Annotated in this window: 1 protein-coding gene; it reads right to left on the bottom strand. The window is 72.1% G+C overall.

The window, feature by feature from the left end:
- Nucleotides 1-262: 262 nt before the first annotated feature.
- On the bottom strand, nucleotides 263-574 hold a 312-nt coding region (locus tag KDM41_18715; GenBank protein MCB1185457.1), incomplete at its 5' end, for a YdeI/OmpD-associated family protein.

Below are 574 nucleotides of genomic sequence, written 5' to 3' on the forward strand. Positions count from 1 at the left end.
CCGCGTCCGACGCCGGCGTGTCACCGCCGCCGTCGTCACAGGCGATCAGGGCGAGGGCGGCCACGAAGGTCGCGGCGCGGAGGGGGCGTCTCATCGGGGCTCCGGTTGCTCGTGCGAAGGCGTCCCATCGTGGAGAGATGACGTGAGCGCGTCAACGCGCGGGCGGCGTCCGAGCTCGGCACGGGGGCGTCGTCGGAAGAAATGTGGAAAAGTGGGCTAGAAAGTTTGTTTGTATGGCACGACCCCGGGCGCTTCGCGCCGGTCAGCGCTCGTTGAAGCCCTTGCCGGCGAGGATCTTCTCGGCGCAGCGCTCGGCGCGGCGGTGGCGCGTGGCGCTCTGCTTGGCGCCCTCGACGTACAGGATGTGGCTGCGCTGGCGGCCGGGGGTCAGGGCGGCGAACGCGAGGTCGAGGGCCGGATCGGCGGCGAGCTGAGCGGCGAGCTCGTCGGGCACGGTCGGGGGGCCGTCGTCCACCTCGATCTGGTGGCCGGCGCGGCGGAGCGCGATGGCCTGCTTGAGCAGATCGTCGATCGACGCGCGGTGCGCGGCGACCTCGTCGGCGGACCGGAACTT

The sequence above is a fragment of the bacterium genome, assembly GCA_020440705.1.
GTDB lineage: Bacteria > Krumholzibacteriota > Krumholzibacteriia > LZORAL124-64-63 > LZORAL124-64-63 > JAGRNP01.